The sequence below is a fragment of the Peribacillus sedimenti genome (genome assembly GCF_046237635.1).
Lineage (GTDB): Bacteria > Bacillota > Bacilli > Bacillales > DSM-1321 > Peribacillus > Peribacillus sedimenti.
On the sequence record NZ_CP143547.1, the window covers coordinates 3,189,423 to 3,215,182 of the forward strand.

At 38.7% G+C, this 25,760-nt stretch carries 21 protein-coding genes and 1 pseudogene; 5 read left to right on the plus strand and 17 right to left on the minus strand.

Translation table 11 applies throughout. The annotated features are described in order from the left end of the window. Positions 1–29: 29 nt before the first annotated feature. The 12 genes and pseudogenes from V1500_RS15750 to V1500_RS15805 all read right to left on the minus strand — a co-directional run bounded on the left by V1500_RS15750 (position 30) and on the right by V1500_RS15805 (position 16,371). Positions 30–1,321 (minus strand): annotated as a pseudogene (locus V1500_RS15750) (histidine--tRNA ligase). Positions 1,322–1,602: 281 nt separating this feature from the next. Then, positions 1,603–2,091, minus strand: coding sequence for a GNAT family N-acetyltransferase (locus V1500_RS15755; RefSeq protein ID WP_409300653.1), 489 nt, complete (start codon positions 2,089–2,091; stop codon positions 1,603–1,605). 110 nt (positions 2,092–2,201) lie between these two features. Further along, entirely contained in the window at positions 2,202–2,501 is a 300-nt protein-coding gene (locus V1500_RS15760) for a GNAT family N-acetyltransferase (protein ID WP_409300655.1), read from the minus strand. 600 nt (positions 2,502–3,101) lie between these two features. Continuing rightward, the gene (locus V1500_RS15765) at positions 3,102–3,656 is read right to left on the minus strand and encodes a histidine phosphatase family protein (protein WP_409300657.1); all 555 of its coding nucleotides are present in this window, start codon (positions 3,654–3,656) and stop codon (positions 3,102–3,104) included. Positions 3,657–4,142: 486 nt separating this feature from the next. After that, positions 4,143–4,898: an SDR family oxidoreductase gene (locus V1500_RS15770; RefSeq protein ID WP_409300659.1), complete on the minus strand. Its 756-nt coding sequence runs from the start codon at positions 4,896–4,898 to the stop codon at positions 4,143–4,145. A 901-nt stretch (positions 4,899–5,799) separates the two neighbouring features. Continuing rightward, the gene (gene guaC / locus V1500_RS15775; protein ID WP_409300661.1) at positions 5,800–6,783 is read right to left on the minus strand and encodes a GMP reductase; all 984 of its coding nucleotides are present in this window, start codon (positions 6,781–6,783) and stop codon (positions 5,800–5,802) included. Between the two features lie 828 nt (positions 6,784–7,611). After that, positions 7,612–8,976 (minus strand): 4-aminobutyrate--2-oxoglutarate transaminase, encoded by a 1,365-nt coding sequence (gabT, locus tag V1500_RS15780; protein ID WP_409300663.1) that lies wholly within the window; start codon positions 8,974–8,976, stop codon positions 7,612–7,614. Between the two features lie 94 nt (positions 8,977–9,070). Continuing rightward, complete coding sequence (locus V1500_RS15785) at positions 9,071–10,444, minus strand: putrescine aminotransferase (protein ID WP_409300665.1); 1,374 nt, start codon at positions 10,442–10,444, stop codon at positions 9,071–9,073. A gap of 23 nt (positions 10,445–10,467) precedes the next feature. Then, positions 10,468–11,940: an aldehyde dehydrogenase family protein gene (locus V1500_RS15790; protein ID WP_409306014.1), complete on the minus strand. Its 1,473-nt coding sequence runs from the start codon at positions 11,938–11,940 to the stop codon at positions 10,468–10,470. Between the two features lie 218 nt (positions 11,941–12,158). Further along, positions 12,159–14,291, minus strand: coding sequence for a sigma 54-interacting transcriptional regulator (locus tag V1500_RS15795; RefSeq protein ID WP_409300667.1), 2,133 nt, complete (start codon positions 14,289–14,291; stop codon positions 12,159–12,161). Positions 14,292–14,421: 130 nt separating this feature from the next. Continuing rightward, positions 14,422–14,670, minus strand: coding sequence for a hypothetical protein (locus tag V1500_RS15800; protein WP_409300668.1), 249 nt, complete (start codon positions 14,668–14,670; stop codon positions 14,422–14,424). A gap of 357 nt (positions 14,671–15,027) precedes the next feature. After that, the gene (locus tag V1500_RS15805) at positions 15,028–16,371 is read right to left on the minus strand and encodes an APC family permease (RefSeq protein WP_409300670.1); all 1,344 of its coding nucleotides are present in this window, start codon (positions 16,369–16,371) and stop codon (positions 15,028–15,030) included. Between the two features lie 344 nt (positions 16,372–16,715). Between V1500_RS15805 and speB the strand changes: the two genes are divergently transcribed. Together speB and V1500_RS15815 are read left to right on the plus strand one after the other, a co-directional pair. Then, a complete protein-coding gene (gene speB, locus V1500_RS15810) occupies positions 16,716–17,669 on the plus strand; it encodes an agmatinase (protein ID WP_409300671.1) in 954 nt (317 codons plus the stop codon). A gap of 786 nt (positions 17,670–18,455) precedes the next feature. Next, the gene (locus V1500_RS15815; RefSeq protein ID WP_409300673.1) at positions 18,456–18,899 is read left to right on the plus strand and encodes a hypothetical protein; all 444 of its coding nucleotides are present in this window, start codon (positions 18,456–18,458) and stop codon (positions 18,897–18,899) included. A 221-nt stretch (positions 18,900–19,120) separates the two neighbouring features. Here the strand turns inward: V1500_RS15815 and V1500_RS15820 are convergent, their stop codons facing one another. The 4 genes from V1500_RS15820 to V1500_RS15835 all read right to left on the minus strand — a co-directional run bounded on the left by V1500_RS15820 (position 19,121) and on the right by V1500_RS15835 (position 22,293). Further along, positions 19,121–19,657, minus strand: coding sequence for a cysteine hydrolase family protein (locus V1500_RS15820; RefSeq protein ID WP_409300674.1), 537 nt, complete (start codon positions 19,655–19,657; stop codon positions 19,121–19,123). Between the two features lie 1,183 nt (positions 19,658–20,840). Further along, entirely contained in the window at positions 20,841–21,569 is a 729-nt protein-coding gene (locus V1500_RS15825; RefSeq protein ID WP_409300676.1) for a DUF4386 domain-containing protein, read from the minus strand. A gap of 53 nt (positions 21,570–21,622) precedes the next feature. Further along, entirely contained in the window at positions 21,623–21,847 is a 225-nt protein-coding gene (locus tag V1500_RS15830) for a helix-turn-helix transcriptional regulator (protein ID WP_409300677.1), read from the minus strand. A 2-nt stretch (positions 21,848–21,849) separates the two neighbouring features. Then, positions 21,850–22,293: a hypothetical protein gene (locus V1500_RS15835; RefSeq protein WP_409300678.1), complete on the minus strand. Its 444-nt coding sequence runs from the start codon at positions 22,291–22,293 to the stop codon at positions 21,850–21,852. A gap of 396 nt (positions 22,294–22,689) precedes the next feature. Here V1500_RS15835 and V1500_RS15840 point away from each other — a divergent pair, with 396 nt between their 5' ends. After that, positions 22,690–23,142, plus strand: coding sequence for a hypothetical protein (locus V1500_RS15840; RefSeq protein WP_409300679.1), 453 nt, complete (start codon positions 22,690–22,692; stop codon positions 23,140–23,142). Positions 23,143–23,722: 580 nt separating this feature from the next. Beyond that, positions 23,723–24,037, plus strand: a complete 315-nt coding sequence (locus tag V1500_RS15845; RefSeq protein WP_409300681.1) for a hypothetical protein — start codon at positions 23,723–23,725, stop codon at positions 24,035–24,037. Positions 24,038–24,125: 88 nt separating this feature from the next. On the opposite strand, the gene V1500_RS15850 is transcribed toward V1500_RS15845, so the two are convergent. Beyond that, a complete protein-coding gene (locus V1500_RS15850) occupies positions 24,126–24,422 on the minus strand; it encodes an antibiotic biosynthesis monooxygenase family protein (protein WP_409300683.1) in 297 nt (98 codons plus the stop codon). Positions 24,423–25,078: 656 nt separating this feature from the next. On the opposite strand from V1500_RS15850, the gene V1500_RS15855 reads away from it, so the two are divergent. Further along, a complete protein-coding gene (locus V1500_RS15855) occupies positions 25,079–25,558 on the plus strand; it encodes an IDEAL domain-containing protein (protein WP_409300684.1) in 480 nt (159 codons plus the stop codon). Positions 25,559–25,760: the final 202 nt, after the last annotated feature.

Here is a 25,760-nt window from a genome sequence, read left to right on the forward strand (position 1 = left end):
AACTCAAGGAATTGATTTAAAAGATGCGCTTAATTTTGCTTGTGAAATAGAAAAGATTCGATTCTCTCTTTCCCAGTCATCATATCTTTAACTTTAAATTGATTGGTATTTATCTCCTTCTCTCCTATTATAATAACGTTGTGTACTTTCTCCTTATTCGCTTTATCAAGGGCTTTTACTAATTTTTTATTTCCCATTTCCATTTCAATCTTATATCCTTGACCTCTTAGATAACAAGCCAATAATAAGGACTCTTTTTGCGTATTGAGTGGAATTATGTAAAAATCGATTTCCGAACCTTTTGATTTGTGATTCTTGGTTACTTTTAAGGCTGTGAAAATAACGTCCAGCCCAAATGAAATTCCAACTGTTGACACTTTTTCATTTGTGCCGATTAATCCACCAATAGCATGATCATATCTGCCGCCACTTCCAATGCTTGACTTAATTGCATTGTCAGCTAAAAAAACCTCATATACAGTACCAGTATATATATCTAACCCTCTTGCCAGGAATGGATTGAACACACATTCATTATTCACACCAAGAAAAGCTAAATAGGTTCCCAGTTCTTTCAGCTCTTTTAAACCTTGCTTTACTTGTTCATTCTGCTCAGCGAAAGGTTCATAATAATGATAACTTGAATTCTGTTTATCTGTTAAAAACTGTTTTATGGATTCGACAGTCGATTCATTTAATTCTAGTCCTTTGAGCTCTGAAATCACCGCGTTTAACCCTGCCTTCTCCAGTTTATCCAGCGTCAGAACTACTTTATTCAGTTTGTCATCTGGCGTTCCACTTACCTCCAGCATACCGGTCAACAACTTCCGGTTGTTAAATTGAAGGATAACCTTCATATTAAGTTTCCCAAATGCGTCAAGTACCATTATCATTAACTCGGCTTCAGCAATTTGTGATTCCACCCCTGCAATATCAACATCACATTGGGTGAATTCGCGAAATCTTCCTGTTTTGATTGGACCATCCCTGAATACTTTCCCTATCTCGTATCTTTTAAAAGGCATTTTAATGGAAGGATTCATAGCCACAACTTTGGCAACGGGATAGTGAGATCACAGCGAAGTGCCAGATCTCTTTCCCCTCTATCGGTCAAAATATACATTTCCTCCAATATTTCAGCCCCGCCGCCATACTTGGAAGCAAGAAGTCCTGTATAATTTAATATCGGTGTTTCGAGCGGCTTACAGCCATACAATATGAAAGTGTCTTCTAATATTCTCCTAATACGCACCCTTTCCATTTCTTCGTCCGGTAAGTAATCTTGTGTGCCCTTTACATTTTGATAATCCATTTTTTTCATTTTCTTTTCCTCCATTCACTTTGTAAAAAATAAAAAACCGCATCAGATATAAGTTTTAAACTTAATCCATGCGGTTTAATGGGAAATAGCCTTCCTATGTACGATTGAAAAATCGGATAGCAAGGCTACTGTTTATGATGATTGAATTGTGAGTTAAAAATCATACTTATAAGAGATTGCATCTCATTTTTACCCCCCCAATTTCCATATAATGTATCACAACACATTACATAGATCAATAGGGTTCTTCAGTTTTACTCAAGCTTTTTAAGGAATTATTTTCACTTCAATTTCTTAATCATGTTGAACCAGGTTGCTCCTCCATGCTCAGAACTAGAAACACCTTTCTTGAGGAAACCTCGGTTTTCATAGAAGGGAATCAAGTTCTCTTTACAGGTAAGTGTAATCGTTTCACGATTTTTCGAGCGAGCATCTCTCTCAAGATAAGTAAGTAACGCTGTGGCTGCTCCGCTTTTTTGATAATGGGGGGAGACAGCTAGTCCTAAAATACTTTGATGTCCGCCGGATACTGGGTTTGCCTTTATATCACTAAAAAGGTCATCTGTTATGTATTCTGCTTCAACAACGGGTCCATTCACCAAGCCAACAATTACACCTTCCTCTTCAGCTACAAAAAAACTATCAGGAATCATTTCAATCCGCTTTTTAAACGCTTCTTCCGTTGCTGCTTCTTGTTCCGTAAAACAAAGATTCTCAATAACGACAAGCTCAGATAAATCTTCCATTCTAACATTGCGTATATTCAACAAAAATCACCTTCTAAACAAATTGAATAGAACTTCTATTATCCTTTTGTACAATTTTGGAAGATTCTATTATAAAAAACGGTAATAACCAGTTTATTTACATGAAACTTCGGTTATTCAAACTCAACGACTGTCCATTGTCCGAGTTCTATAAAGCCGATATTCTTGTATATCACACAAGCTGCAGGATTATTATAAAATAAATAAAGAGTCTTCCCTTCCCGGATAACATGATTACACAATGCTTCAATTACCTGGGAAGCATACCCATCGCCCCTAAACTGAGAAGGAGTGGCTACTCCTGCTAAAATAACTGTAGCGCTCCGTTCTTTTTGAGTGGAAGCTGTTGAAACCATATCACCATTTACCTCTGCATAATATGTTCTCGAACTTCCGTATGTGAGTTGGTTCATTTGACTCCTTGTGTATTCTTCTTTGTTGGTAGCAATGAAGGAATACTCTCCGACTTGCCTGTATAAATCATAAAGCCTATAACAATCTTCAATGCTTTGTACTCTCTTTATTTTCAGATCCTTTTTCTTCTGATTTCTTGAAAGAGCATCCATTCTTAATATGTAGGAATGACTTTCAGTTACAATATTTAAGTAAGGTTTAAATTTTTCTAATAAAATTTTTCTTGCCGTTCATTCTATTTATCTTTGATGAGCGTATATGCTCCAAGAAAACCCTGACGTCCCGATGCTCATAGGAATAGTAAACTAATTTATTCTTGAAACATAGTAAGATTGCTTTCAATTCACCTGTTTCAAATTCTCCGTACACTTTTATGAAGCTTGGAATAATTCCTTCATCCTCTATACCACTTATTATAAGACCGTTAAAATGTGGCTCCTGGCGAAGGAATGATAACACTGTGTCGCTATCTTTACTAAAAAGTTCTTTTATCATGGGTTACACCATTAAATTACCAGTTATTATTTTTTTCATAATATAACGTGAAAGAATGAGTTACCTATTCTAGACTTGGCTCAGCAGAACAATAATCTTCCAGTCTATTCCTTCCAGATTCTTTTAACGTCTTTAAGCCCTGTTTGATCAAAAATTAATCTAAAAATATCCGGCATACTTAGACTTCTCCAAAAACTATAATCATATCTCTTATCAAAAAAGTTCATGATCAGCACCATGATATTTCCGTGTGTTCCTACTGCAATGTTCTTACCTTGATATTTTTCCAATACTTTTAAAGTTACCATGACTCCGCGTCTCTGGGCTACTGTATTCGATTCACCGCCCTCCCAACAAAAAGTCGGTTCTTTCCATACTTTTTCGACGGCAAGCTGGAAGTCATGAACAGGCCCATCGGACAGCTTCCTTTCTTTAAACCCATCCTCAATAATAACTGCATTGTCAGCCATGGCGACTCCTTCAACTGTTTGGATTGCCCTTTTATAGGGACTTGCAATGACATGATCTATATTTTCTTTGTTCAATATGGTTTTAATTCTTTCTGCATCAGACCTGCCTTGTTCAGATAAAGGTCTTCCTTTTTCATTAGGAGTATATTCGGAATGTGCATGACGTACAAAATATAGATTAGTTTGCAAAATCGCCATCTCCCAAAGTTATTTCCTACTATAAAAAAGTAGTTTTCAACATAATAAAAATTTGCGTCCTTCTTCTTCTTCTGGCGTTTTTATAGATACAAATATTCAGCCATTGATCAAGTTAAGCACATGTTGCGTACTCCCAATTTTAATTGACATTTTTTATATTTCGCACTACTGCGTTATTGCCTTTTTTGTGCGCATTATACAAGTATAATCAAATATCCGGCGGTTGACCGAACGAATACCTACTAGAGTGAAAACAGCTTTAGGAACCACTACCTTTATAGTTCCTGCAGCTATTCAAAATGATAATCTTGCTCTTTGTGAGATTCACATGACAGGCAAGACGAAGAGCGTTCAGTTGCCGGGCGATAAGGAACCCCTGCATGGATAAAAATAATACTAGTAAGGTAATAGAAAAGTTTTTCGGTTACAATTGGACAGCAACGCATACGGTGAGACAATCAATAAAGTAATATTTGGTTAGTTTCTAATGAAGCCACCTTCAGAATTTATAACCTGACCAGTAACCCAATTTGCCTCATCGCTAGCAAGAAAAGCAACAATACGTGCGACATCTTCAGGCAAGCCAATACGTCCCATAGGAAATTTGGCCAGAAGCTGCTCCCTTATATCGTCAGTCATCCAGGTTGAATCTGTTGGGCCCGGGTTTACTGCATTAACTGTTATTCCTAATGGTGCAAGTTCTGCTGATAGGGACCTGGTGAAAGCTGAAATGGCTCCTTTCGTCGCTGCATAAGCTAATTCACCAGGCATAGGGCCTAATTCTTGTCCGGAAGTCATATTAATTATTCTTCCTGTATTGAATTTGCCTTTTTCAAAACGACGCGCAAATTCAGCACATAGAAGAAAAGTGGATCTCATGTTAACCGCATAATGTTCATCAAGTGTTTTTGCATCTAAATTTAAATAACCATCGCTTTTTGAATGGGCAGCATTATTGACCAAGATGGAAGGCAATCCAAGTTTATTTTGAACTGCATCAAGTATATGGATAGCAGAATCTTCGGTTGATAAATCAATTTCAGTTGAATCGATTCGGACACCTGCATCACTGATCTCTTTGATAAATTGATTGATCCAGTCAGCATCCGCATTCCAATGTGTAAAGAATATATCAATACTGTTGGACGCTAATTTTCTGCAAATAGCAGTCCCAATATCTCTTGAATTACTCGCTCCGGTTACTATCGCAATTTTATTTTGAGTATGAGTCATTTAAATCCTCCAATATAATGGTTGCATTAGGTCTTATCAGGAAGTTCAATTTTGTATTTATGTAATCAATTAAGTATTTATGACTTGAACAAACTTATTCCCAGTAATATTCCAATAATCAACGCCTGTGCCCTTTAATAATTGGCAAACATAGCGGCCCACCCACACGCAGCTGTTGCCTTAAACAAGCATCCATGGCATTACGTTAAATCCACTATGAAAAAATGCACGAACACAACTGCCTAAAAAGAAGCCAAGCCAGCTATTAAAACGGGAAGATTCAACTTATATGTTTTAAAAGGAGTAATACGGTTTACAATTTCAAAAAATAAAAGCGTGCCAATTACTAAACAAGTCCAACCGTGACAAAAGTGTTTTTCGTCGAATTCTCCATACTCACGATGTGTTATTTAACAAGACCCATAAGTATCCTAAAAACTGATGCAACGAAATGGATATAGCAAAGTCCATAGTTTTCTGCATAATCCCACTCTACAAGTACTCAGAATATACAAACACCTTAACATATTTACCGATTATTGGAAACTCTTGCCGTTTCATAATCCTAGTACAAAATGTTTCCCTGCTATGATTTTAGACGCGAGAATCCATCTTAAGCTCATCAAAAAAATATAGCATTCACAAAAAATATAGCATTCACAAAAAATACTGAGTACTTATGTATGAAACGAACTCTTCTATTTTATTGCCTCACATTGAATATAAGTGAAAAATGTAAATGAACGGCAGTGAATATCCTTAAAAAACTTTAGTACTTTTGCATTCAAAAGAAATTCAATTTTGTTGCAGCCGTTAAGTGAGCAAAAAAAGACCGCCTAATGGCAGCCTTGGTCTTAAATCGCTATTCCTTTAAAATACCAATATCCTTGTTACCAAACCTTTAGTATACTCTGTCGCCGTTAAAGATGGAATTCTTAACTACGACATAATCTACGTTACGGATGGCTTCTAACTTGTTTCCTCCTGCATAGGAGATGGAGGATTGAAGGTCTTGTTCCATTTCTGTTAAAGTATCCTGCAAGAAACCTTTGTGTTCCACCAGGATTTTTTTTCCTTCAACATTTTTTCGTTCGCCTTTTTGGAATTCTGAAGCGGAGCCGAAATACTCTTTATACAGTTTTCCCTCTATCTCAATCGTTTCTCCCGGTGACTCTTCATGTCCGGCAAATAATGAACCAATCATGACCATAGAAGCTCCGAATCGTACCGACTTTGCAATATCCCCATGTGTACGGATGCCTCCGTCTGCTATGATTGGCTTGCTCGCTGCTTTTGCACACCACCGAAGTGCCGCCAATTGCCAGCCGCCTGTTCCAAAACCGGTTTTGATTTTCGTGATACAAACCTTACCCGGTCCAATCCCGACCTTTGTTGCATCCGCCCCAGCATTTTCCAATTCTCTCACGGCTTCCGGTGTTCCTACATTCCCGGCAATCACAAAGCTTTGTGGCAGGTTTTTTTTAATATGCTGGATCATCTTGATCACCGCATTAGAATGGCCATGTGCAATATCAATAGTGATATATTCCGGAGAAAGATTTTCATCAGCCAATTGTTCGATGAATCGGTACTCTTCTTCTTTAACTCCCACGCTGATGGAGGAGAACAATCCTCTTGAGTTCATGTCCCTCACGAATGCGAAACGCTTTTCCGGTTCAAAGCGGTGCATGATGTAGAAATATCCATTCTCTGCAAGGTAAACAGAAACTTTTTCATCTATGATTGTTTGCATATTGGAAGGCACGACAGGCAGCTTGAATGTACGTCCGCCAAAAGTGACCGTTGTATCACACTCTGTCCGGCTGTCTACTATCGATTTAGCCGGAATTAATTGAATATCTTCATAATCAAATACTGTATCCATTAAGATTCACCCCTAAATACGAATAATAAGTTCAACGTTTAAGATAATGTTCGTATATCCTTTGTTAATGTACAACATTTTCATGAGGATGTCAAAAAGATTTATTGGAAGTAGCATGGAAAAATTGTTTTTTATTAGAATCGTCTGTAAACAAGGTTCCAATCTCCTTCATCGTGAAGCAGGAATCTTTCTGAGAGAGGATGAATATTTCTGCGAATCGCCTAGAAGCACGATCAGATTCAACAAATGAAAGAAGATGGTGTACTCCGGCAGATTCTTTTATTTACACGATTAAAAAACACAAGTGGCTTAAAAATGTACACAGGTATCCATAAGAAAAGCGATCCTTTTAAAGAATCGCCCTGTGAACGGATTTTCTGACTTTCCGTTTTCATGTAATAAATTTATTCTTCAATGTCCCTAAAAAAAAGCCTGCAAAATACAGAGAAGAAAAAACTGCCAAGAAGGCAGGTACGGTTTCAATCCTATCAGTTATTTATGTAATGGGTTGTTTACTGTAAATAAGTCGGATGAAGTGAAATAATTCTTTCTGCGAAACAGCCAGCGAAAACTTTCCACTGCCATGCAAACCCTGAAAAATTTCACTGACTTATGGAATGCTGGCCATTTTGTTTAACTAAATACTGTTTAGTACTGAAATTAATATGTGATATGCCGGATCCGTTTTCTCATTATGATCACAGCCAAAAGGACAATAGGATAATGGGTAGCCATTAACAGGCTAATATCCATTTATCTCAATACAAGGCCCGGATTCGTTTATCCGGATTCTCAAACCTCGGATACCAGGAAATTCATTTCATCATGTCAGGCCTTTGAAGCGGCTGGATCCTTCTGATATACCGCTTCAAAGGCTTCTTCTAAAATTTGCAATCCTTCCTCGAGCTGTTCATTAGTGATTGTTAACGGCATTAGAAGACGGATCACATTTCCATATAGCCCTGCGCTTAACAATAGGAGCCCACTCTCACCAGCTGCTTTGATAATTTTCCCCACTCCCTCTTTATCAGGAGCTTTTGTTCGTCTATCCTTCACGATTTCCATTGCACACATAGCGCCAAGGCCGCGGACATCACCAATACAATCAAATCGTCTTGCCATTGACTGCATTTTTCCAATCGATCTTGCACCAATGCTTTGCGCTCGTTCATTAAGATTTTCTTCTTCAATAATATCCAAAACCGCCAGTGCAGCCTGGCAGCCAAGCGGGCTTCCAGAATAGGTACCTCCAATTTCCCCGGTATCTGCTGAATCCATTATATCGGCGCGGCCAATCACACCGCTTATGGGAACCCCAGCACCCATGGATTTTGAAATAGTGATTAAATCTGGAACGACTTCAAAATGCTCCATCGCAAAATACCTTCCAGTTCTTGCAAATCCTGTTTGTATTTCATCGGCGATGAACAGGATTCCATGCTGAGTACAAACCTCTCTTATCCTCTTAACGAAAGCAGAACCTGGAACAATGAATCCGCCTTCCCCTTGGACAGGTTCGATGACGACCGCAGCGATTGTTTCCGGTGCAACTTCGGCCAATAAAAACTGTTCAAATTGCTCAATGATCATGTCATTGTATTGCTGTTCAGACATCCCGTTTGGACGGCGGTAAACATATGGATATGGCGCCTTATACACCTCGGGAGCGAAAGGGCCAAAACCAAATTTATATGGCTTAACCTTACTGGTCATCGTCATCGTCATTAATGTCCGGCCATGGAAACCTCTGCTGAATGATATGATTCCCTGACGCCTGGTGTATTTTCGGGCAATTTTGACTGCGTTCTCGACCGCTTCTGCTCCGCTGTTAAAAAAAGCGACCTTTTTATCAAAAAAACCAGGTGCCCTTTCAGCTAGACGTTCGGCAAGTTCAATGTAAGATTCATACATCATCACATTAAATCCGGTATGAATAAACTGGCTGGCTTGTTCCTGGAGAGCCATGACCACTTTTGGGTGGGAATGGCCTATGTTAATTGTTCCAATAGCACCGGCAAAATCAATGTAAATATTCCCGTCGACATCCTCCACCAGCGCTCCCTGGGCTTTTTTAACAAAAGCCTGACAGTTATTGCTTATTCCCTTTGGAACATATTTATTTCTCCGCTCAAGTATTTCCTTCGATTTTGGTCCGGGAATTTCGGTAAGGATTTCCACATATTTCTTCTCCATTTACTTGCACCCCCTATTCAATAATGATAAATCAATTAATCTCGGACTATTTCACCGATATAAACATTTACAGGGGGTCAGACCCCCCGTTTTTTTATGCCTTCACCTGCTCCAAAACTTCTTTAAAGGTGCTGACTACTTTATCTATTTCTTTGTAATTAATGGTAAGTGCAGGCTCAATACGGATCGTTTTGGAATTAATCAATGTGCCGGCCACAAGAACACCGCGGTCAAACATTCCCTTGGACACTTCATAGCCTATATCATCCTTGTGGAACTCAATCCCAATCATTAATCCTTGGCCTCTAATTTCTTGAATCTTATCTTCGTGCCCTTCGGCTGCTTTATTCAGCTGATTCAGGAAGTAATCACCAACCACCGCAGCCCTTTCCGGCAGGTTTTCTTCTAGTAGAATACCAATCGTTGCAATAGCCGCTGCGCAAGCCAGAGGATTGCCCCCGAATGTAGTGGTATGCATGAACGGGTTCGGGAACCAGCTCTTGAAAACCTCTTCACTCGCAACAATTGCACCGGCAGGCATTACTCCGCCACCAAACGCTTTGGCGAGGCAAATTATGTCCGGAACGACGTCGTAAAGTTCAGCTGCAAACATTTTTCCTGTACGTCCCATTCCTGTTTGCACTTCGTCAAAAATTAGCAGTGCACCGTACTGATCGCACAACTCGCGCACCTGTTTTAAATAGCCGTCGGGCGGCAAGATTATTCCCCCCTCACCCTGAATTGGCTCAAGGAGTACTGCTGCAACATCCTCGCCTACCATCGAGCATGTTTCAAACGTTTTTCTCATCATGTCTATATCGCCAAACGGTACATGACGGAAGCCTGGGATTAACGGGAGGAAAGGTTTACGGAACATTCCCTTTGCCGTTCCGGATAATGACCCTAAGCTCTTCCCGTGGAAAGCACGGGTTGTGGAAATAAAGGTGGTGCGGTCGCTGTACATTTTTGCAAGCTTTAGGGCTGCCTCGACACTTTCAGTACCGCTATTTGAAAAAAATGAATACTTCAAATCACCAGGAGTGATATCCGCCAAAATTTTGGCAAGCATTGCACGGAGCGGATCAAGCAGGTCTTGACTGTGAAGTGCCTGGCGCTTCAACTGATCAGTAACCGCCTTGACTACCTTTGGATGGCGATGCCCGACATTATAAATGCCAAATCCGCCTAAACAGTCGATGTATTCCTTGCCGTTAACATCCTTAAAGCAGGCGCCATTATCGGACCACTCAACGGCAGCGAATTGGCCTCCCTTCGTAACTGTTTTTCGGTAATCAAGGAATCCCGGGTTAACATGGTCACGAAAACCATCAACTGTTTCTTTTGTAATCCAGGCAGCTTCTTCTTGAGTGATTTCCTCTTTTTCTATTAAATTTAAAACTTTATTTATATAATCCTTTACCTGCTGATTCTGTTCATTCTTCAACTCTCGTGAAATATTGATGCTCATATTTTGACTCTCCTCATCATGTATTAGTTTGAGAACCAGCCCACAGGCTCCACCTGAAGGTTGATATTGATTTGTTTAACTTCCTGGAATTCCTCTAGTCCAACTGTACCAAGGCTGCGGCCGATCCCGCTCTGTTTATAGCCGCCCCAAGGTGCTTCATTATAAGTAGGATGATAGGAATTGACCCAGGTAATCCCGGCACGCAATTTCTTAATAACACGTAAACCTTTCGCCCCATCATTGGTGAACACTCCTCCGGCAAGCCCGTAGACTGTGCCATTGGCAAGCTTGACAGCTTCTTCCTCATCTTGAAACTTTTGAATAACCACAACAGGTCCGAAGATTTCCTCCTGGACAATTCTCATCTCTTGCTTTACATCCACGAAAACAGTGGGTTCAACAAAATATCCCTTATCTAAACCATTGTTTAAAATTCGATTGCCGCCGCAGGCAATTGCAGCACCCTCCTGCTTCCCGATCTCAATATATCCGAGAACTTTTTCCAAATGTTGTTGACTAACCAAAGGACCCATCTCAGTAGATGGATCGTTCCCAGGACCAACCCGAATCTTCTTTGCCCTCTCGACAAAACGTGCCACAAATCGGTCGTAAATGTTTTCTTCGACAAGGATTCTAGATCCTGCGGAACAAACCTGGCCAGATCCTGAATAGATTCCAAATAATGCATAATCTACAGCTGTCTCAAAATCAGCATCAGCGAAAATAATATTAGGGGACTTGCCTCCAAGCTCGAGTGACACTTTCTTCATCGTTTCAGCGGCTGTCTTCATAATATTCTTTCCTGTCTTTGTGCCGCCCGTGAAGGAAATCATGTCTACTTCAGGGTGGGAGGCGATTTCGTTTCCAACAACCGGACCGGCACCCATGACCATATTGGCAACACCCTTCGGCAATCCTACCTCTTCAAAAATTTCAAATAGCTTCATCGGTGTAACCGGAGTTACTTCTGAAGGTTTAAATACAATTGTATTTCCGGCTGCTAAGGCAGGTGCAATCTTCCAGACACTCATTAAGAGAGGATAATTCCATGGAACAATGAGCCCACAGACTCCGACAGGTTCACGTACGACCATCGCCTGTATTGGGTCGGCAACATGATAAGTGTACCCGTCCGGTTTGGTGATTAGCCCGGCATAATAGCGGAAGCATGCAGCCGCATCCCCTACATCAAATCCTGCTTCCCTTAGCGGTTTTCCGTTATCCTCTGTCTCAAGCTGGGTTAGCTCCTGAGCATACTCCTCAATCTTATGCGCAATTTTAAACAGATAGGAGGCTCGTTCTTGAGCCGATAACCCGGACCACACACCATCTTCGAACGCTTTCCGTGCCGCATAAATTGCAGCACGGGCATCCGCAACCGTTCCTTCTGGAGCATAAGCAATATGTTCCCCGTTTGCAGGATTTATAACTGGACGTGTTTCTTGATTTTCAGCTTCCTTCCACTCACCATCGATATACATTTTCAGGTGAATCACTTGTTTCTTAACTTCGACCAATTCCCATTCCTCCTTTTCTTAACCGTACTGATATTTATGCAAGAACTATGCCAAACAAAGACTCTGTCAGATTACTATTTCAGCAGTCTTCATAAAGTAAGTTATTCATTATTGCATAAGACTATTTTCTGCTGCATAAAAGCCAAACAACACAAAAAAGCTGCCCCGGATCTTTAGAATCTGGGACAGCTGTGAATTCAATACGATGGAATATTTTCTAGCTTACTATTTTTATCCCTCAGGATTTTTTGATATTTTCTACTGACGGACGATTGGCTGATGCCCAGCGCCTTTGCTGCCTTTGTCGTGGTTTTAAATTGATTCATGGCCAGAATGATCAACTGTTCCTCGACATCGTCAAGCGCCTGCTGAAGCGGAATTACCCTTGTAATGACTGGCTTGATTTTTTTACTTTCAAAGGATACCGATAAGAATTGACCGACGAATTCTGCGTCTATTGCCGGAAGATCAGCAGTCACGACAAGCCGCTCAATCATATTCTGCAATTCTCTTACATTGCCCGGCCACGGATAAAATTCCAGAACATTAACGGCATCGGGAGTTAAATGATAATTCCTGCCATACTTTTCATTCAGCTGCTGCAAGAAATGGAAAGCCAGGAGCGATATGTCCTCGGTCCTCTCCCGCAGCGGCGGAATATGAATGGGAATCACATTCAATCGATAAAATAAATCCTCGCGGAACTTCCCCTCTGCTACCATCTTTTCCAATTTTTTATTGGTAGCAGCAATAATTTGAACGTCTATCTTTATTGGAGTGGTACTTCCGACCGGAATGACCTCCTGCTCTTGCAACACCCGCAAAAGTTTCACCTGTAAATGCAGCGGCATCTCACCAATTTCATCGAGGAACAAAATTCCGCCATCTGCCTGCTTGAAATAACCCTCTTTACCGTTTTTATCTGCTCCGGTAAAAGCCCCTCTGGCATAACCAAACAATTCACTTTCGAGCAGATTTTCTGGAATCGCCCCGCAATTCAATTGCAGGAACGGCTTATGAGATCGATTCCCTAATTCGTGAATCGCTTGTGCGATTACCTCTTTTCCTACACCTGATTCCCCGTAAAGAAGAACGGTGGAAGAGAATTCTGCAATTTTCCTTATCTGATTCATGATTCTTTCCATCTTTGGACTGCAATAAATCAGTTTTTTTAAAAAACGGTCTTTGTTTTTAAAATCATCCAATTCTTTTTTATATTGCTCCGTAATTTTTCGTATTTCTTGCAGTTCAGATTTTAACCGGGTTGTTTCGGTAATATCTCGGGATGCCACAATAATCCTGTCCAGTTCATTTTTTTCACTAAATACCGGATTGCCGACAGCCAGGATTTTCCGGCCCGTTTTCGTTTCTTGGACAACGGAAACCTTCCGCTTTTTTTCCATGACAAGTCTGGTAACGGATGGAGTAAACAACCCCTGCTCCTCTAAGTCGAGAACATTTTTACCGATTAACTCCTTTAGATCCACCTGCCAAAAATCCGCAATAATATTATCGCTATATCGGATTAATTCGCCCTTTGCATTTACAACAAGTATTTCATCATAAATACTAGATAAAATCGCATGTAAATCTTTATTCAAATCCTTTATGTATTCAATTTCCATTGCCATCTCTTCAACCATCGGCAAATCCTGGACAACGATGACAGCCCCTTCCACTTCATCATTATAGCCAAAGATAGGGCTGTAATCGACGAGCACTCCCATTTCATTAGTAATCTCTAGATGGTTCAAAAGAGTTTTACCTGCTGCAAAAACATTGTGTATGTGCTGTCCGCTGAAAATGCTTTCCCCTGGAAAATTCAAAACCTTATCCGCACTCGATCTAATCATTTTTAAGCCGGCTTCATTGCAATTAATGATTCGTTTTTCTTTATCTAAAACAAAAATCCCCATTGGAATCGAGGATAGCAGAATTTTAAGCAGATCACCGCTTTTATTTTCCTGTTTAAATAGTTGTGCCAGTACATCTTCCCTAAGGATATACCCCATTGGTTTTCCATCATCACCTTTTACGATGGCAAATGGTTCACCTATGATCTGGAATAAGGCTGGAAAAGAGATTTGTTCGCTTAAATAACAAACGCTGTCCAAACTTTTGGCCTGCTCAAGAATTGCTGTCTGGGAGAAATTATCGTTCGCTAACTTTTCAACTATTGATTTATTCAGCGTAATATAAGCAAATACCTGTTCCTGCTTTTTTAAGAATAAAAAGGGTTCCTTGCAGTTCTTTAGATCGGAAATCGAACTTTCTTCCTCCACTGCAACTGAAACAATCTGTTTAATTTTTTCCTTAGCGACGGAAAACATTTTTTCCTCCCCCTTTATTCGTGGTATTATAATACTATCATTAAATATTCAAATTTTTAACAAAATTCAAAAAAAGAAGATGAACCAATGCATCTTCTTCGAAACAGAACAATAGTACAAGACTATTTCTTTAATCGCTGCCAGTGACAAATAAGTCCTCTTTAATATACGCAAGCACCATGCCAGGGATCACATAGTCTCCTTCCTGGACTTCCAATGATTTGATTTCTCCACTGAAATAAGTTTGGATTAGTTCAGCTTTTCCACCTTCTGTTCTTATGGAAAATAATGTTTCCCACTCATATATTCGTTCTGCTTGTTTAGCTAACACTTTTTCCACCCATCCGTAGCTCGGGCTTAATATCATGCCGAAATCCATTTAAATCATCTCCTATACATTTAGTGTTGTTAAAAAAGTCTTCTTCTTTACAACTTTGCCCACGATATAAAACCCTACGATACTCTTATGGGAGTTACCTACAGAATTAGCGAAAACGTTTTCAAAACATTCCGTCGTTAACTGCCATGTAAAGGAAATTTTAGTACTGCTTATACTGTAAATTTAATGGTACATACAAATAAGCAATTTCCATGCCAAATTAAAAATGCTTTCTATAAACGCTCGAAACAAGATCTGTTCCTGGCACTTATGAAAAAGTAGGTAGTTTATTCAATTTCGCATATTTTTTTGGGAACATAAAAACGCATCCCACCGGAGAGAATGCGTTTTACAAATTTATGAAGCTTCTTTAGCCTTGTATTGTGGAGGTGTTACCCGGAAAGCTTTTGTTAAATAGAGCAAATATACAAAACCCGCAGCAAACCAAAGCAATCCCATTTTCAAGGAACTTGCTTCTATATTGATCCACAGAACCCCTACAGCAGCCGCCCCCATCAACGGCATTACTACATAGTCAAAAAATCCTTTCGGTGTCTTGTACATTTTTTTCCTGATGGCGAAGTGACTGATGACTGACAGATTCACAAATGTAAAGGCCATCAATGCACCAAAATTAATCAATGATGTGGCTGTGACTAAATCAAAAAACATAGCAGATAATGAAACAATTCCTACAATAACTACATTAATCGCAGGTGTTCTCCATTTTGGGTGAATATACCCAAACCATTTCTCAGGGAACACACCATCACGTCCCATAACATATAACAAACGCGATACGCTGGCATGAGAAGCCAGACCCGAAGCAAGAGTGTTGACAAAGGTTGTACATAAAAAGATCGATTGGAACAGTTTTCCGCCTACATAAAGAGCAATTTCAGGGAGGGCAGCATCAGGTTCATTGAAGCGGGAGATATCCGGGAAGAATAATTGAATGAAGAATGACGTGGTGATAAAAATGACTCCTCCCCATAGAGCCGTCAGTATGATCGCTTTAGGGATCGTTTTTTCAGGATTGGGTGTTTCTTCCGATAACGTCGTTACAGCGTCAAAACCAAGGAAAGAAAAGCAGAGAATTGTTGCCCCTGTAATGAGGATATGCAGATTCATTCCTTCCGCAAAAAACGGCTGCATACTAAAGACTGTGCCTGTTCCTTCGCCTTCACCAAGCCCCTTAATCACAAGGATGATAAAGACAACCATAATGGCAATCTGAACGAATACAAATACCGTATTAAAGTTTGCCAGGATCTTGACGCTCCTTAGATTAAGTAAGGTAACTATGCCGACAAACATCAGTACCCAGATATAATCCGGAATCGAAGGAAACAGTGCATTTAGGTATATTTTCGTTAAAAGGGCATTGACCATTGGTAAAAATAAATAATCAAGCAGCGATGACCAGCCTACCAAAAATCCTAAATGGCCATTTATAGCATTTTGCGTATACGTATACGCTGAGCCAGCTTGAGGGAATACCCGGACCAGTTTTCCATAACTTACCGCTGTAAACAACATTCCGATCAAAGCAATTATATAGGCTGTTGGAACGTGTCCCCCCGTTTCGCCGGAAACGATCCCAAACGTATCAAATACTACCATTGGCGTCATATAGGCCAATCCCATAACGACCACATGCCAGAGCTTTAATGATCTTTTTAGCTTTACGTCATTTTCCACTTATCATTCCCCCACGTATTAGAAATTAAAATGTTTCCATCGTTACATGACCCCTTTGTTTGATTATAATTTTGTATTCCCCCTCTCTTTTCAGGAATTAGTTTATTACCTTGCAATTTTCGTGCCAAATCACCTTCATATGTGAATCAGTATGTATTGTTATTTTTGAACAATTAAATCATAAGATTAAATATTCAGAATTATTCACAAGTGAATACATTATTCCATTTTAAATATGAATTGTCATGAAGAAATATATTTTGTCGTGAAGAATTTATGGCACAGAATTTGCATAATTAACAAATATATAAGAAATAAGATAAATAGAAACGAGGGATTCACCAATGCAGTATCCATTATCACCAGATGTAAAGCCAGAGTTTTGTACCACTGGAACATTTATGAGGCTGCCGTCCAGCAGAGACGACGCAAAATTAGCCATTGTTGGTTTGCCGTTTGATACGGCTGCTTCCTTTCGTGTTGGCGCGCGCTTTGCACCGCAGGCAATCCGCCAGGCTTCCATGACCTTATTTCCCTATCATCCAATCCAGAAGGTTTATCCTTTCGAAGATTGCCAAGCCATTGATATTGGTGACGTTTCTGTCATACCTCACAATATCCATCGCAGCTTTGAAGTCATTGAAAAGGCCGTAAAAGATTTGATGGAGCAAGGAATTGTTCCTATCGGTATCGGCGGCGATCATTCGGTTACATTGGCCAATCTCCGGGCAGCCGCCAAAGTTCATGGTCCTGTAGCATTAATTCATTTTGATTCGCATACCGATACATGGGATACGTATTATGAAGAAAAATACTGGCATGGGTCGCCATTCATTCGTGCGTATGAAGAAAATTTACTGATTCCGGATAAGGTTTTTCAGGTAGGTATACGTGGTACACTAAACCACCCCGGTGACATTGAAGCCAGCATAGAGTTAGGGTATCACGTTATTACAACTCCTGATCTTAAAGAACGTGGATTTCAAGATGTTCTTAATGAAATGAAACAAAAAATTGGAAATACGCCCTGTTTCCTTAGCTTTGACATTGATTTTGTGGATCCATCCTGTGCTCCAGGTACAGGAACACTAGAAGTCGGCGGATTAAACAGCTTTGAAACACTGCAGATCATTCGTTCTCTAACAGACTTTAATTTTATCGGCTATGATTTGGTCGAGGTGCTTCCTCCATATGACCCGACTCAGATTACCTCCTTACTTGCGGCTACGATCATACATGACTTTGCCAGCCTGGCCGCTTTAAAGATTAAAAAAGAAGTGACAGCTGAATTAAAATAGCGAACAAAAAATGCAATCCCTGCAGGAATAATAACTATATTCACCTTCCGTAATGATACTTGGCATGCTGGCTTAAGAAGGAGTGAATAAAATTTTCTGGGATTTTTAAGGAAGGAAGAGATTGTATTTCAAGGACCTGTCTTTTGTCAGTCGATATTCACTTCTGAACACCAAATAATAGAATGCTTCCAAGTAGAAAAGGACAATGTAAAACACCTAATAATAGAATTACATAGATTTTCGTTCTGTCAGCCGGAAACACTTTATCTTTCTCAGTCGAAAACACTAAATATCAATAAACCTTCTTTGATAAAGAGCACGCCTAAAAAGAAGTTCATTATCTCATGAGTGAACTTCTTTTTTACCCCTGGACTTGATATTTATTCTGATCTTGCCTCTTATTAATGCCTTTTAGCCCTTCATTCATTTATACTCCACGTTTTTGATTTGCTAATTCCATTTTATTCTAGTTATTTGTGACATAATATGATTCAGCATTGCTGCCTATTGCCGATATAACCTTTGAAGGAATGGTTTTGGACATTAAAATATACACTTGGCAATAATGCAGATTCACGCTGAAACGCAATCAAAACAACCGGTTACAAAATGCATACTTCTTGTGACTAATTATTTTACAGAGTTAATTAAATGATCATAAAAGTGATAAATAGTCTATGATCAGGTGTAACAATTTTATATGACAAAAATATATTTAGCATACCTAAAATATATATAGTGATTTGACGATAAAAAAGAAAATGGATTAACTAGGAGATATTATAAATGATTAATAAAAGGAGTATTCATATCCAAGGTCAGCTGTTTACCGATACAGGTGATATAGATCACGATGTATTCTTACAAAAATTCATGAAATTCGTTGATACAAATGGGTTACATTTTAGAGGAGCGACATCTGTCCTGGATAATGGCGGCATTATGTCTGACAACTGCGGAAGATATGATGGCAAATATATAAAACTTTATGATTATTTATTTCAACATAGAAATTGTTATTCTGACCTGTTGTTATCCTTTCAGGAAATCGAAAGCATTCTTCAATTCAAATTACCGCAGTCTGCATACAAGTACGCAGCATGGTGGTCAAATGAAACAAGCGGCACACATTCACATGCTCGTGCATGGATTATGTCAGGCTGGCACACATCAAAAATCCGGCTGGGTGAAAGCGTAAGTTTTGTGAGATCTATGCAATCAAGAATGTAGATTATATATCCGTATCAATAGAACAACCCCCATACAAAGAAACGAAAATGTCAGATTAAATCAAAAGGAGTATGTTTTTCTAAAATACTCCCTTTTTATTTTTATCATTTAGTTATATTCCTTCTTTAGCTAAACGGTCCGCTTAACAAAAAAAGCCGCGTAAAACGCTGCTAAAGATACAAAAAACAGCTGAATTATTTTGCTAATACAGCAGTGATAATCTAATTGGCAAGCAGAATGTCCTTCGTTTTCTTAAGCTTGGCAAATGTATTACCCAATACTTCATTATGGTGATTAATAATCTGCCGGGCGCTTAATGTAGTGGAATCCCATGTCCGGTGGCCATCTTCGACAAGAGTGACAACATAACCAAGACTATATGCACGGCGAGTGGTGGTATCTATGCAGTACTCTGTTTGATTCCCTGCAATAATGATCTGTCCGATTTGTTCTGCTTTTAGTTGTTCATCGAGATCTGTTTCATGGAAAGAATCCGGCGTATATTTTTGAATAATCACATCTCCATCCTGGGGTGATATTGACGAATGAATTTCCCATTCTGGAGTTTCGGTTTCAAATTCCTCATCATTATGCTGAACATAAAACACAGGGATATTAGAAGCTCGTGCATTATTAATAAGTTCTTGAAGATTAATAAGTAGCTGTTCTGCCTCGTAAATAGGATTTTCATGATCAAACATGGCATTCTGGACATCTATAATTAACAAACCAGTCTTATTGCCTTTCCCTGTCCCCATTTTTACCCACCTTTCTCAATAATATTTCACCAAAAGACTATACTTTTCCTTCATCATCTACCTGGTTTGAAACTAGTTCCTCGTATAATCACTAAGATACTCAGAACAAAATAAAAAATATTTCTCTTATATAAAATTTTTCACTTTGAAGGAAAAATCATTCGGACGATTCAGTATATCAATCTCTATTGAATAAATAACTGATCTTTTATAGCAGGCTGCATCCTTTGCCTGCATTTTTTCTTTACACTAAATAAATAATAAAGTAAAACTTCATTACCATTAATCTAAATGCATCCAATTTATGTAAAGATAATAAGAATTTATAGAGGAAGAGCAGAGTCTGAGTCTAACACTTTAAGGAAAGATGTAAAAAAGGCGCGTAAACAAATATAGGTAGCTTGTTTGGAGACAGAGGGACTGTGTTTTTATCTTCTTCCTGTGTTTTTATAATTTCCAATTCAAAATCTCCCATGATACTAACTAGTAACCCAGGTGATGCTATGATTCCTGCTGAAAGTACGCTTACATTTATTATTGTATTGGTTTTATTGGCAGTTAGCTACATGATGTACAAAAGAAAGTAGATATCCATAGTAAGATTTCTTTGATATTTTTTACTGAGATTACCTGATTTTTTACTGTACAAGAAAGCTGCTTATTCAAAATCTCTAACTTTGTTAAGTATCCCGGCTCGTTCAGTTGTTCAATTTACTCCTCCGATTACAGCATCCTGCCAGTTCATCATTAACTTCATAAAAAAATGCGTAAGAGGGATTAGAAAATTCTTTTGCCATTAGGTCTGGATTAAATCCTTTTTCTATATGCATTCATGTTTGTTTCTTAAATGTCTAATCAAATGTTCCTAACTTAGCATCGAACATTTTTTTATTTTGACACCCATTCTTAAAATCTCTACTTAATCTTTGTAAACCTCACTTTGACCTACCGGCTCTTTATGGATTAGGGGCGATATTCCCTCTATGAAATCCTATCCGTCAAAAAAAAGAAAGCCGCCTATTTGGCAGCTTCCAACCATGTTTCAGCTAGTGTAGTTAAGCAGTGTTTTTATACGTACTGCACCATAATATGTTAAGTCAATTATTTTCTATCGATATTTCATGCTTTTCCTCTATTTTGTATCTTTTCCTTACTTAATAAGCTGTGAGAAGCCTATAAAAATTCAGGTGTGTACAATTAGATCATTGATCTGCTTTTTTGAAGAAAGAGAATCAATTGCAGATTTATTAAATCCTTTAACAAGAAGCCATACTGCTAAAATCATTTCGTTAGCTGCTACCGGGATTGCCAAAATGCCACCCCAAACGGATAGCTGTTCAAATACACCGAACATTACGAACAAGGAACAAAGAAAAATACATACTGACCCTGTCATACCAAGGATGGGGATAAATCTGGGTACAAGCCTGGACTTATAAAAAATATAACTATACATCATCGTATTGATGCCCAGCATAAAATTTGGGCCAAGCAGAAATGTCCAGTCATGTATCGCTTTTAATGAAGTTCCTGCCGTATGAAAAGATGCGGCATTCGTAGTTCCCGCCGCTGCAAATTCCCGGCTTAGTGTCACCAGGGACAGGACGCTGATTACACCGATAGCAATGATTACCGCCTCGAGAAATCTGAAACAAAGGTGCCAAAGGGCGATTGTCTCATTATATTTCCTTAAAATCGGAAACATTGCAGTTGCAGTACCGATCGCGGATACTACAAGAAGTAATTCCATTAACGCACCAAGAATTACCTGGTTGGCGTGTTTGGAACCGTCCATCAGGTAATCGGTACCGTTCAGGATCGGGTCGTATAAGATCAACCCAGCTATTGCCGTTACGGCCGCAAGTATAAACAGGACTCCCACAACTTTTTCAGCTTTTTTGTTTGAATTCATTTTTACTCCCCTTCTTTCAATAAATTCAAATGCGTAAAGCAAAAACAAAGTTCTTACTGCTTCGTGCTGTCCCCATAAAAGAACACCTCTTCCAGAGGCAGGTTAAAGGCATGCGCAATACGAAAAGCCAGTTCTAAAGATGGTGAGTAGTTTCCCTTTTCCAGAGCCACGATGGTTTGTCTTGTTACGCCTACCTTGTCAGCTAATTGCTGCTGAGTCATTTCATCATGGTTGAAACGTAATTTACGGATATGATTGCCGACAAGATTTTTGCCCACCCTTACACTCCTCTCCGATAATGATAAAGTTTAGTGACGGAACCGGTCACGTCGGAAATGAATCCTGAAGCAATCAGAATAATGAACATAATCTTTGACGGCTGATAAATGACCAACGATCCCATCGCCAAAAGAAAGCCGATGATAAATACAAAAAAAGCATTTCTGTGTGCTTTTAACTCAATTAACCGATCCATTTCATCCGCAAATTTTGGTTCTTTTTCTCTGGTGGTTATTCTAAACACTATGTTAAATACAATACTGATCAGGATATGTGCGATTATGGAAAGCAATGTCAAGATGAGGACAAATGAACCCCAATAACGAAATGTTTCCGTGTCCAGGCCGCCAACGGGGTAACGCGGGTACATATACAAGCAATAGGACCCGAAAATGAGGATAGTGCTGAACAACGATACGATGCCCTTTTTTTCTTGATAGGTCAAGATTCCCACCTCCTGTATAATGAATTTTACATCAAGTATATCTTTATATACATAATGTATAACAAACTTTACATTTAGTCAAATTAATTTTACATAAAATTCCCAAAAACTTGTTTAAGGTTATGTACTTGGGTTTTATGACAAAGATAAGATGCAAATAAGATACATATATAAAAGCTGACCAAAACTATAATTACAGCGTCTTGGTCAGCTTTAAGCCTTATTGTTTGCTTCATAAATTTACTAAACGGTAAGCTTTCTGAATACCGTTTAATTGATATCTAGCCTTACAACATTCTTCTTGTAATACAGCTAGGCACAAGAAAAGAATAGCACGTCTTTATACGGGGATAATAAGGGAAACAGGTAACACAACAAGAAAAGGAAAAAAAATCTATGTGGCTTTTAATTATTAGTGCTATTGCCTTCCCCCTTAGTGTGTTGTTAATGCCGAAAAGGATTAGCCGGATAGAGCTATACGCTACTACTGGTATGGCGGTGTATTTACAATTAATTACGGATGTTTATCTTCATATTAAATTAAATTGGTATGGATATTTAAACCAAGAACCAAGAGTGGAATGGGCAACAGTATTTCTAACACCTATATATATATCGATAAACCCATTATTTTTAAATTTTTACCCTTACAAAAATGCAAAATTGGCATTCTTTTACATCGCAGGATGGTCCGTTTTTTCAACTTTCTATGAATGGCTGGCTGTAAAAACAGGAATATTTTATCATAATGATTGGAGACTGTGGCACTCTGCCATTACGTATCCGTTTTTATTTATCCTCTTACGATTACAACTAGGACTGGTAAGAAGAATGATCAAAAGAGATTGAACCGCATTTCTACCCAGGTGAAAATCCTAACGAAATAGATATAGCAACAAAGCCTATTTGTGTTGCTTTTATAAGCGGGTGGATACCATTTGAAAAGTGTATTAATCTTCACCTCCCGCGTATTTCAATCAGTAATACACGTATCCTCTGTTTTGAAAAAAATCGTGAACAAAATGTAAGCCCGGGAAGCTTGCAATAATTCTCGAAATCCTCCCTCCATGCATAAAAATTTCAATTCTATTATTATGTATGCTTGAGTTTGTATTCTGGAAAAGTCCATCCCTCCTCTTGCACGAAACTTTACAGTACATTTCCCCGATCGAGCCAAATTTTTTATGTGGCAGCAAAATTCATGGAAAAGGATCTTCTTTCATAGATTTACTTGGCAAATCCCCTTCATCATGCTCTTTCATTCTGTTTTAAATTCTATTGGGTATCCAATCTTTTCAGCTGGTCACGATCTGGGTAAAAAGTGAATACATAATAAGTTTTATCGAAACATCAAAGGATTGCGAAGATAAAGAAACACGCGTTGTCTTTGTTATTCAAATTATCGGGAGATGTAAAGGAGTGGGTAAGTATGATTCGAGTTGCCTTTTTGTTAAACGTTGCTCATCCAATGTATATCGCTGATTTTTTGGAAGATGGCACTGTAGCCCGTACTCCTGAAGGGCAGATGATAGACTCTGAACTTTCAGAGGATTTATTACAAATGAAGTTCCAGGAAACAACCGTAGTGTTAGCCATTAAACATTTCCTCAATGAAAGCGAAGTTTGGGATGAAAGAAGTCGATTAGCAAAGGAACACCGCGTTTATGAAAGCCGCATTCAGATTCTATTCCTTGATCCGGATAGGAAACCCCGTAAGCGATCTGGGAGGTCATTAAGCGAGTAAAGTTGTACCCGAGAAGGACTGCAGGCCATGCATAACAGGATCAATATCAACAGGCTGCCAACTTAGGCAGCCTTCTTAATTGGAGAAATTATTCAAGGTTGAGATTCTCAAAATGTTCAACTGCTGGAAAAGGGTCATAGAAATGGTGCAGCTGTTTTTTCCATTCTTGATACTCTTTGGATTTTCTAAATCCAATCGTATGGTTTTCTAATGTTTCCCACTTTACAAGAAGTAAGTATTTCCCCTGAACTTCCAAACAACGCTGTAATTCGTGAGAAATATAACCTGTCATTGAAGAAATAATGCCCGATGCCCGGCGAAATGACTCTTCATATTCTGCTTCCATACCTTTCTTAACTTGCACCATAACTGCTTCCAATATCATGACATGCCCCCAAGATTATATTAAAAACTTTATATGTGCCTGTTTTAACCTTAACTTCTTCAATAATTTCAACATGATAACCTGTTCTTCACGGAACTCTCTAATACAGCACTCTTGAAAAGTTTCACCGATGGTGCAGCCCATGTTTTTTTCTCTTCAGGTTTCCCCTGTAGCACCATTAGTAGTTCACCTTTTTCATTAATACAGATCCCTGAAGACCCCAGCAAACCTGCCAATTACCGTTAAAACGCATTATGATCTTTTATAATGATCTATTGCTTTAACACCCCATATGTTACCACAAAAAATCAATACTTTTTTTTCTGGACATCAAAAATTTTAGATTTTCTCTAACAAATCAAATCGGCACTACTTGAACAAATGAAAAGGAGAGCCTTTTACAAAGCCTTAATAAACTTAACCGGATGTATCCAAAAAAGCGTCAGGAATAAAAAGTCTATGTTGAATCCTTTAAAAAGAACAGTTAGTATTACATTTAGAACAAAATGATTTTTTATAAATTAATCAAAAAGTTATTAGTTGAAAAGATGATTGAAATTCTGATTTGTTTTCCATTTTTCGTGAAACAAGAATCGATTCTTTGATGAAACCATTCAATACCCTCATTGGGAATTAGAAAGGGGAATTACATAAAAGTGAAATACAAAAAAAATATGTTGAATCTTATAAAGAGGATCCAGGCTGACCCTTCCGGACGGCCAGTTACCTGTCCGAATCGATGCCGTAAAGGAAACCGCCTGGTTCGGCTGGAAGGGGCGGAAATAAAGGGAGAAATATTTGTACTATGTCCCATGTGCGGCAATGCATTAAACTTTCCAGTATTCGTGCAGCGGTACGAGCTTATTAACAAGACTTTGCTCCGGCGAACTCCGGAGAACTTAAAAAATGTTGACAAACATGCTCAGACCAAAGGTGCAAATATTACTTCATATCAAGCATTAGCTAATGCATTGTATCTCACAATGCTAAAGAAAGATGTAGAGGATATTATCATGTTGGGACAACAGCAGTATTTAAATGAAAAGAGACTTAAAGAAATTGATAAAGCTTTAGTTAGTGGGGATAAGGAACGCTTCCTTGCTTTGACCTCAACTGGATGGGAAAAAATACTATAAAGATATAAATAGATTCGGGGCTCAGTGAAAGAACAAAGACAGTTGGTGGTACCTCATGATTTATCAAACTGAATCTCCGTTTACGTATTCTTATTTGAACCTCATTTTTTTGAATATCATTTCGCTATCTCGTTTCCATTCTTGCCCATGTCTCAATGTTGATAAGTAACCTAATTTCTCTTGATAAAATTTAGTGAAATTA